The following is a 9618-nucleotide window of genomic DNA, read 5'->3' as shown; positions in this document are numbered from 1 at the left end:
TCGGACACAACCTCACTCTTTTGCCTTTGCCTTGTCTGAAATTGGTTCATCTTCGGACACAACCTCGCTCTTTTGGCTCTTCCTGGTCTGAAGTTGCTTCGTCTTCAGACACAACCTCGCTCTTTTGGCTCTTCCTTGTCCGAAGTTGGTTCGTCTTCGGACCCAACCTCGCTCTTTTGCCTTTGCCTTGTCCGAAGTTGGTTCGACTTTAAACACAACCTCGCTCTTTTGGCTTTGCCTTGTCCAATGTTGGCTCGACTTCAGACACGATCTTGACTTTTTTGCTTTTCCTTGTCCGATTATTAAACTGCCTCTATTTGTGGTAAGGTTCACAGCACCTGTTTAACCTGCAGCTTTTTGCAAAAATACATAATATAAAGGAATTCATGTATTTCCAAATACCAAAGACTAGAATACCATAAAATCGGTATTTTCATTAAAAAGACCTGTTGCAGTTCCCCTCATATCTCTTAAAATGGTTTGAAATTTTTCAAATGAAATTTCACCACGTGCATAGTGCAGACGTACTATTTCAGCAGCATCAATAGTTGATGATTTTTCACTTATAAAAATAGGCTATAACAAGGCTACAATTGATGGATATAAACCTTTGATAGAACAACAAAAAGGTATGCAAAATATTCACAATCTCGCATACCTTTTCCATATACTTATTTATATTTGTACTTCAAGACTGAACTCCCTAAAATTCAGTACAGTTTTATTCCGAATAACTATAAATGTCTTTTCTACCATATCCAATTCCTCATATTCCTTTAGAGCTTTTGTCCATTGGAGTGAATAACCTCTTGATACCAATAAAAACTATCTTTTTTGATTCTTCGTAGATCCATATTGTCATCATCAGTTCTATTAACGTAGACAAATCCATATCGTTTTCTAAATCCGCTGGTTGTGCTTAATAAATCCATGTACGACCATGGGCAATAACCAAATAATTGGACACCATCGCCGATGGCTAAACGGCACTGTTCAAGGTGTATTTTCAGATAATCTATTCGGTACTGATCATGTACTTTTTCATCCTCTGTTAACAAATCAACGGCACCAATGCCATTTTCTGTAATAATGATTGGAATTTGATAACGATCATTCAATTCATTCAACAGTGTACGAAGTCCAATTGCATCGATTTCCCAATCCCAATCTGTTTTTTCTACATATGGGTTTGAACTTCCCTGGTAAATACCCGGAACCACTTCAAACTCAGTCTCACCTTTTTTACCATTCATATTGATACTCATATCTTTATTCTCCATCGTTTCTGGAGCAAATTTTACAACCCTGCTTTGGTAATAATTAATTCCTAAAAAGTCAGGCTTTGCCGATTGAAGAAGTTCCATATCTCCATCCTCGATAGTGGGCGTTACACCGTTTTCCTCCATGTATCTCCAAACATTATCCCGATACTTGCCATGCATATATAAATCGGTAAACAAATAGGTTCGGAAATCATCGGCTTCACGGGCTGCTTGGACATCTTCAGGTCTGCAAGTCTCTGGATAATTTGGTGAAAGCCCAATGGCTGGTCCAATCTTCGCATTAGGAATCATTTCCCGGCACAAGTGAATGGCCTTTGCATGTGCAAGTGTCATAATATGATTCATTTCATATTTTTGCTTTTCCAAAGGCGATTCTTTATTAAATTCCATCAAATATGGCAGAAGAAACATATTGCTTTGTTCGTTAATCGTAAACCAGTATTTGACCTCTTCACCAAATTGCTCAAACAAAACCTTACAAAAGTAGGCAAACTCGTCAATAATCTTTCTGGAAGACCAACCTCCGTATTTTTCTTGAAGGCAAACAGGTAAATCAAAGTGGTAGATGGTTACTAATGGTTCAATCCCATTCTCCCGTAATTCATTTATAAGCCTTTTATAAAAATTAACTCCCTTTTCATTCACCTCTCCACGGCCATTTGGCAAAATACGAGGCCATGAGATTGAAAAGCGGTAGGCCTTCATTCCTAGCTCTTTCATGAGTGCTACATCCTCTTTGAACTTATGATAATGATTTGATGTAACACTTGTATCGGCATAATTAGGATTGATATTCTTATCAACAATGGATAAAGATTTGCCATCCTCCAAATGGGCACCTTCAAACTGGTAAGCTGCCGTCGCGGCTGCCCAGAAAAAATCCTCCGGAAATGCTATAGAATCTTTATATTTCATGATCCTTTCCTCCTAAAGGAAAATGCCAGACTATACCTGGCATTTTCCATAGTAACTATCTTTCTTCAAGCTTTCTCAAACGTTGATCGTACACTTCAAATAAACGGACAATATGATTAGCTGTATTCCACTCACTCATTATTGTCATTAATGTGTCTTGAGCATGGGCAAACAAGAGGGAGAATACAACCTTCTCACCACGTGCTTCTCCCTGTATAGTTTCTGTCTGGGCAGAGTGAGCAGCAGTGATTTTCTTTTTTGCTTCTGTTAGCTTCTCTTTGGCCATTTCAAAATCACAACCTGCAACATAATCTAGTGCTTCCTTTATAATCAATCTTGCATCTCCGGCATTCATGATTATGATCATAGATACTTCAGTCATATCATTGTCTCTCAAGCTGTTGTCGTTCATTATATAATCCTCCACTTTTAGTTCTATTCTTCCTGTTCCTTTTTAAACAATTGTAGGTCATAAACCTTAAAGAACGGGAACCAAATCAACCATGATACTACTATTATTACAACTAATAATAGTAATCCTCTTAAGTCTGAGTTAACCAGAAAGGTAGAAATCCCAACAGGCAAATACCATAGCTGTAATAGTTTTGCAGGAATTGTAACCCATCCTAAACTCAAAACAATGTAAGTTATAGCCGGAATAATCAGTCCATTTAACCACATTGGAATCATTAATATTGGGTTAAATGCTACTGGAGCACCAAAAATGACAGGTTCGTTAATATTGAATATCGCTGGAGTAATCGTTACCTTACTAATTGCTTTTAATTGATTAGACTTTGCAAAAAATAACATCATTAGCACCAATGGAAGTGTTGTTCCCATGCCGCCAACCCATACCCAGCCCATAAGGGATTCAAATGTATGGATATTATGAGGCTGTAGCCCCTGTTCCAATGCTTTGGTATTTGCTTGAATACCTTCTAACCAAACGGGATACATAATTGGGTACAATACCCAAGCGCTAATTCCGAATGAATAGAGGAAAATACCAATGAATGTGATTAAGACAAACCCAACAAAGCTTTGCGCAATTAATGAAAGCGGTTGGAAAAGTTTTAAAATTAAATTATACAAATCGATATGCATTTGGAACGCGAACAGCCATCCTACAAGCAATAAGAGAGTTACCGGTATAATTGTATCAAACCAAACAATGATAAAATCAGGTAAAGAACTGGAATTTTTAAAAAAGGATACCTTGGTGAATAGAAACATTACCGCACCCACGAGAAGACCTACGATAAGTGCAACAAACATGCCGTTCCCACCAAATCGCTCAAGTGTAAAGGTAATCCCGCCATCCGTTGTGAGCTTAGGCATAAGTAACATTAAAAACAAGGAAACACCTGTTAAACCCGAGATTATTTTTCTGTCGTTCTTTTTCTTTTTTTCCATAATGAAATAGGGAGTTAAAAGTGCAACAAAAATACTAATAAGTCCGAATGAAAAGGTCGTGATTGGTGAAAAATCAGGCATTTTCGAAAAGTAATTATTCAGGATTGAAATCAGTGTAATCAGCGATCCAACCAAAATCAACGGCAGAATCGCCATGAGGGCATCCTGGATGGATGAAACCCATACATTTCTCGTTATTTTATTCATTTTTGGCGTAAAGTTTTGGTTCATCCAATTAATAAACGTATTCATGGAATAACCTCCATTCTATTTATTTTTCGTCAAGCAGTTCCAAAATAAGGTCTAGACCTTTGTTTCCGTCCAAAAGGCCATAAATAGTCTGAGGGATGACCACAGCCGGAATGTTATAAGGTTTAACCTTCAATTTTAAATCCTCCTCCATATATTGCAGATGCGGTCCGATTAACAGAGCATTAATTTCATTCAAATATTCATCTACTTCAGACTCACTTCTTGCCATTACGTTTAGTTCAACATTTCTTTTTTTTGCTGCCTTTCGGATGTTTTGAGCCATAAATCCACTTGAAGCACCGCCACCACAAATTAATAAGATATTTTTTTCAGTCATTTTAAATTCCTCCTATGAAGTAAGATTGAATTAATCTTCCTGATGTAATTCTCCTACTTTAGTATCTTTCCGCTCAAGTTGAAAAAGTTCCTAGGGGTAGGAACTTTTTCAACTATAATTTTATTATTTGTTTTTTTATACTATAAAGTGGAAAACTAACGATAAATAAGCTCTGGAGGTTCTGAGTCATGAAAAGGGAGAGAGAAAAAGCGGTTATTCAATTTTTATTAAATAAGAATGATTGGGTAAAGGCAGATATTTTGGCGAAGCAATTCTCTGTGTCCAGCCGAAGCATTCGTAAATATGTAAATGAAATAAATGAAACCACCTCTCCATCTGTTTTGATTATGTCCTCTAATCTTGGCTATAGATTAAATGAGAGTGTTTACTATGAGATGCAACAGCAGGAGGAGCAGAAAGAAACACCTGACGGACTGAAACCGCTTGAACGGCTTTATTATCTATTAAAGCAATCCATAACCTATTCCGAGGGTATGGATATATTTGACCTGAGTGAAGATATTTATGTAAGTACCTCTACTATTGAGGGTGATTTAAAAAAGGCTAAAGGTCTATTGGCGCAATTCAACTTATCCTTCAAACGTAACGGAGATTTAATTATTTTAAATGGTTTGGAAAAAGATAAACGGAAGCTCATGAGTCATATTTTTCATGAAGAAACAAAGGAACAATTTTTGCATGTAGACAGTATTCAATCAGCTTTTGGTTATAATTTAAAAGACTTCAAGGAGGAGCTTATCAAAGTACTGGCCTCCTATGATCTTTTTGTTAATGAGTACACAATCGGCAACATTTTGCTCCATATAGTGATTGCAACGAAACGTATACATCAGCACAGTACTGTATCTGAGGAAAACATAAAGACATTGACCAAAACGAAGGAGTATAAGGCAGCATCAGGTATTGCCAAATTAATTAAAGCAAATTTTGGTGTAACTTTTGACGGAGCGGAGCTTTATTACTTAACGATTCTTTTAATTAGTAAAACTACGATCCTGAGCTATGACAGCCTTAATAAGGATAATCTCAATGAATATATTGAGCAACGCTACATTAATTTAGTAAATGAAATCATTCAAAAAGTAAAAGATTATTATTTAGTAGATATTTATGATGATGAATTTTTAATTAAATTTACGCTACATATTCGCAATTTAATCAACAGAGCAAGGCATAATTATTTGTCAAAAAACCCATTGACTAAACAGATTAAATCGTCCTATCCATTGATATACGATTTGGCAGTTTTTATTTCGAATCAGATACAAAAAAAGGAACACATACAAATAAATGAGGACGAGATTGCTTATATTGCTTTTCACATCGGTGCCTTTCTAGAACGTCAAAAAACGCTGGAAAATAAAATTACCTGCACTGTTATTTGCCCAGAGTATTACAATATGCATATTCCGATGTTAAAAAGACTTGACCATTCTCTCGGAGACCAAATTGAAATTAGCATAGTCATTACCGATGTCGATATTGAAATGGAACAAATAAACACTGACCTAATTATAACGACCATTCAAATTCCAAAATTGATGGGTTATGAATTAGTTAGTATTAATCCATTTATTTTAGATGAGGATATTCAAACGATACAGCACAGTATAACAAAAATTAATAAAAGGCGAAGTCGTATAAAGCTGAAAAATCATTTAATCAGCCTATTCGACCCCCACCTGTTTCAACAGAATATTTACCTAAATGATGAGTTTGAGATGATTCGGTTCATTGGAGTTAAGATGGTGCAATTAGGCTTTATCGAAATAGGGTCCATTGACGATATAATCGAAAGGGAAACCATGTCTTCTACTTCGTTTAATAATAATGTTGCGGTGCCCCATTCGATGCATATGAACGCATTAAAGTCTGCTATTTCGATTGTACTAAATGACAAGCCTGTTAATTGGGGAAACAATTCCATACAAATTATAGCGCTAATTGCCCTAAATAAGGATGAACGAAGCATTTTTCGAGATATCTATGATAGTTTTATCAAAATATTATCAGAACCGGAAAATGTCTATCTGCTATTAAAATCTAAAAATTATGATGAGTTTATAAATAGCCTTTTATCATTAATGGATGATTGAACATAACACTTTTAGCTTAGGAATTTTAATAGGCATCCAAAAATATAATGAAATTAATAAAAATTTAAATTAAATGAAAAAAGGAGCCTCGTTTTACGAAACAAAACTGGCTCCTTTTTTACACTTAATTTACTATTCAATCTCCATTTCCAAAATAGGAATAGATTTCGATATATAAATCTTTTACCTTTGGTACGATTCAGAGAAATTTTTGTAAAAAAACTGCCTCTATTTATGGTAAGGTTCATTCCGATTAATTCTATACGCCCGATAAATCTGTTCCACTAGAATCAGCCTCATTAATTGATGGGGGAAGGTCATCCTTGAAAAAGACAGCTGTTCATTTGACCTTTTAATCACCTCATCACTTAAACCAAGCGATCCCCCGATCACAAAGGCTACCTTACTTTTTCCATATGTAGCTAATTGATCTAAGTTTTTAGCCAGCTCCGCCGATGATTGCAATTTTCCTTGAATTGCTAATGCAATCACATAGGTATCTTGGCTAATCTTAGCTAAAATCCGTTCGCCTTCTTTTTGCTTCACTTGCAGCATTTCCAGTTCACTTAATTCCTCAGGAGCCTTTTCATCGGCAACCTCTACCATTTCAACTTTTGCATAGGCAGTTAATCTTTTTAAATATTCCTCGATACCCTGCCGTAAATATTTCTCTTTTAGCTTACCAACCGTTATGATCGAGATATTCACAATCCACAACCCTTTTCAACTAAATTACAAACAGCTTACAAACAAGATATCCACAGAAGTTATCCACATATTCACATTTTTTATCCACATCTTGTATGGAATCATTTGTTCGCCACCATATATACAGCTTGTTTTTCGCAATATTCACAACCTGCGTTTGAATTATCCACAGGCAATTGTGATAAAACTGGATATGTTTGATATTTATCCACAATATCATCTAAAGCAATGTCCACATGCTCCTCACAGCTATAAATCATCTTTTCTCCTCGCTTTCACTAAATCATTATCATTATTTTTACCCTTCTCACAGCCATCATACTTTTAACCTCATTTATCATACCATACAAATAAAAACGGGAAAGTGAATGGCTCACTTTCCCACAATGTGTGATTACTCCAGTTTTTCACCTGACAATGTTAAAGTAGTTTCCTTTAGCTTTCCTTGACGATAATACTTCACCTTTAACTTTTCGCCAATTTTCTTTTTCTGATATAAATGTTTACGCAGGTCGATCACATCATTAATTTTTTCTCCATCCATTTCCACAATCACATCCAGCTCTTGTAAACCCGCCTCGGAAGCTGGTGAATTAGGCATTACCTGGCGAAGTGCGACACCATAATTGACATCACGTGGTAATTTTAATGTTTGCGCTTGATAGTACGCAGGAATTTCACTAATCGACTTTAGATCAACACCCATATATGGACGTTTAACAACACCAAACTGCTCAAGGTCATCAATAATAGGTTTAGCGGAATTGATGGGGATGGAGAGACCAATTCCTTCAACAGCCTCCTGAGAAATTTTCATTGAATTAATCCCGATCACTTGACCTTCCATATTGATTAACGCACCGCCACTGTTACCAGGGTTAATCGCGGCATCTGTTTGTAATACCTCAGACTGCCAATCGACCACACCGTCCTGGTTGATATCGACAGGAATGGTCCGTTTTAGACCAGAAATAATTCCTTGCGTTACGGAACCAGAAAATGTCGCCCCAAGCGGGTTTCCGATGGCTATAACCGGTTCCCCCAACTTCAGACTGTCAGAATTTCCGAATTCCGCTACTTTTTTAATCTTACTTGCATCAATTTCAAGAACAGCTAGGTCTGTCCATATATCACTGCCAAGCAGATTAGCAGCAATCTTGGTTCCGTCATCCAGGCTTACTTCTAGACTGGCAGCCCCCTCAACAACATGGTGGTTTGTGACAACATATGCTTTATTGCCTGCTTTTTTATAGATAACTCCCGATCCCGTCCCCGCAGCCTCTTCTGATGAATCGCCGTTACCAGACCAAAAGCTAGAAGATTGGATGTTATTAATACCGACGACTGCTGCTCCTGCTTTTTCAACAGCCTTTGTCGTGTTGGTATTCACATCATAGGAAACCTTTTCAACTACATTCTGCTGGTTATCATGATTATTTGTTTCTGCTGCCTGATTTTGGTCCGCTGTTAGTTTATAAGGCAATACTCCTTGCTTTGATAAAGTTGGGATGGCAATAATCACTAGGATTGCCCCAATTATTGCTCCAACCAGGCTTGCTAGTAATACACCGCCTCTTTTACTGCTCTGCTCCCGATAGCGTCCCTGTGTATGATCGTCATAATAGCCCATTTACACCATTCCCTTCTTCGAAAAGTGCTAGTTATTATTTTGTATATACCACTTATAATTATAATCATTCTTCCTAAAATTACTAAGCTATTTCCGTATTTGTTGTTTTTGCGAACTTTAAACTTAAAAAAAATAGAGACCTTTATGGCCTCCATTCATTCATTATACCGCTGTTAAAATCGTTGGGGTTTTTGGATCTGTATCATAAAGTTCAAATTGTTCACCAACCATTAGACCGCGGCTTTCTAATGTTTGTGCAACCGCCATTTTCGCAAGGTCCTTCATATTATTATCAAGGCTCAAATGGGCGAGATAGACCCGTTTCGTCCGGTCACCTACTACATCACTCATGGCGAGGGCGGCATCTTCATTGGAAACATGCCCCACATCACTTAAGATCCGACGCTTAATATTCCACGGATATCTGCCCATCCGCAGCATTTGTACATCATGATTCGATTCAAAGATGTACACATCCGCATTAGAGATTGTCCCCTTCATCCGGTCACTTACATAGCCCGTATCCGTGATCAGCACCAGTTTTTTTCCCGACTGATGAAACACATAAAACATTGGCTCTGCTGCATCATGGGATACACCAAAAGACTCGATATCTGTTGAACCAAAACTTTTTACGGTTTCCATATTAAAGACAAACTTTTGCTCTGTAGGAATTACGCCTACTGAACTTTCCATGGCCCGCCATGTCTTTTCATTTGCATACACAGGCAAATGATATTTACGGGCGAGGACACCAATTCCCTTGATATGGTCACTGTGCTCATGTGTGACAAAGATGCCGGAAAGCTTGCTGATATCACGATCAATCTGTCCAAAAAGGGATTCCATCTGTTTTCCGCTGAAGCCGGCATCAACCAAAAAGGAATGCTCATCAGATTCTACAAACAAGGCGTTTCCCGTACTGCCGCTTGCTAGGATACTATATCGTAACGACATACT

9 protein-coding genes are annotated in these 9618 nt (G+C 37.1%); 1 reads left to right on the top strand and 8 read right to left on the bottom strand.

What is annotated here, in order from left to right; all coding sequences use genetic code 11:
- Window positions 1–776: 776 nt before the first annotated feature.
- From J7E81_RS27320 to J7E81_RS27305, 4 genes are read right to left on the bottom strand one after another with little or no spacing between them, the layout of a single operon-like run.
- The gene (locus tag J7E81_RS27320) at window positions 777–2198 is read right to left on the bottom strand and encodes a glycoside hydrolase family 1 protein (RefSeq protein ID WP_215047325.1); all 1422 of its coding nucleotides are present in this window, start codon (window positions 2196–2198) and stop codon (window positions 777–779) included.
- A gap of 55 nt (window positions 2199–2253) precedes the next feature.
- Complete coding sequence (locus J7E81_RS27315; RefSeq protein WP_251028917.1) at window positions 2254–2610, bottom strand: PTS sugar transporter subunit IIA; 357 nt, start codon at window positions 2608–2610, stop codon at window positions 2254–2256.
- Between the two features lie 23 nt (window positions 2611–2633).
- The gene (locus tag J7E81_RS27310) at window positions 2634–3866 is read right to left on the bottom strand and encodes a PTS sugar transporter subunit IIC (RefSeq protein ID WP_215047324.1); all 1233 of its coding nucleotides are present in this window, start codon (window positions 3864–3866) and stop codon (window positions 2634–2636) included.
- Between the two features lie 19 nt (window positions 3867–3885).
- Window positions 3886–4203 (bottom strand): PTS sugar transporter subunit IIB, encoded by a 318-nt coding sequence (locus J7E81_RS27305; RefSeq protein WP_215047323.1) that lies wholly within the window; start codon window positions 4201–4203, stop codon window positions 3886–3888.
- Between the two features lie 188 nt (window positions 4204–4391).
- On the opposite strand from J7E81_RS27305, the gene J7E81_RS27300 reads away from it, so the two are divergent.
- The gene (locus J7E81_RS27300) at window positions 4392–6320 is read left to right on the top strand and encodes a BglG family transcription antiterminator (RefSeq protein ID WP_215047322.1); all 1929 of its coding nucleotides are present in this window, start codon (window positions 4392–4394) and stop codon (window positions 6318–6320) included.
- Window positions 6321–6548: 228 nt separating this feature from the next.
- Here J7E81_RS27300 and rlmH read toward each other — a convergent pair whose 3' ends face one another.
- The 4 genes from rlmH to J7E81_RS27280 all read right to left on the bottom strand — a co-directional run bounded on the left by rlmH (window position 6549) and on the right by J7E81_RS27280 (window position 9615).
- Entirely contained in the window at window positions 6549–7028 is a 480-nt protein-coding gene (gene rlmH, locus J7E81_RS27295; RefSeq protein ID WP_215047321.1) for a 23S rRNA (pseudouridine(1915)-N(3))-methyltransferase RlmH, read from the bottom strand.
- Between the two features lie 101 nt (window positions 7029–7129).
- The gene (locus J7E81_RS27290) at window positions 7130–7288 is read right to left on the bottom strand and encodes a CxxH/CxxC protein (protein WP_215047320.1); all 159 of its coding nucleotides are present in this window, start codon (window positions 7286–7288) and stop codon (window positions 7130–7132) included.
- Between the two features lie 134 nt (window positions 7289–7422).
- Window positions 7423–8658, bottom strand: a complete 1236-nt coding sequence (locus J7E81_RS27285) for a S1C family serine protease (protein ID WP_215047319.1) — start codon at window positions 8656–8658, stop codon at window positions 7423–7425.
- A gap of 162 nt (window positions 8659–8820) precedes the next feature.
- Entirely contained in the window at window positions 8821–9615 is a 795-nt protein-coding gene (locus J7E81_RS27280; protein WP_215047318.1) for an MBL fold metallo-hydrolase, read from the bottom strand.
- Between the last annotated feature and the right edge of the window lie 3 nt (window positions 9616–9618).

The sequence above is a fragment of the Bacillus sp. ISL-18 genome (assembly GCF_018613415.1).
Taxonomy (GTDB): domain Bacteria; phylum Bacillota; class Bacilli; order Bacillales; family Cytobacillaceae; genus Neobacillus.
The sequence above is the reverse complement of the archived record's forward strand: the minus strand, read 5'-3'. Positions and strand labels throughout refer to the sequence as shown.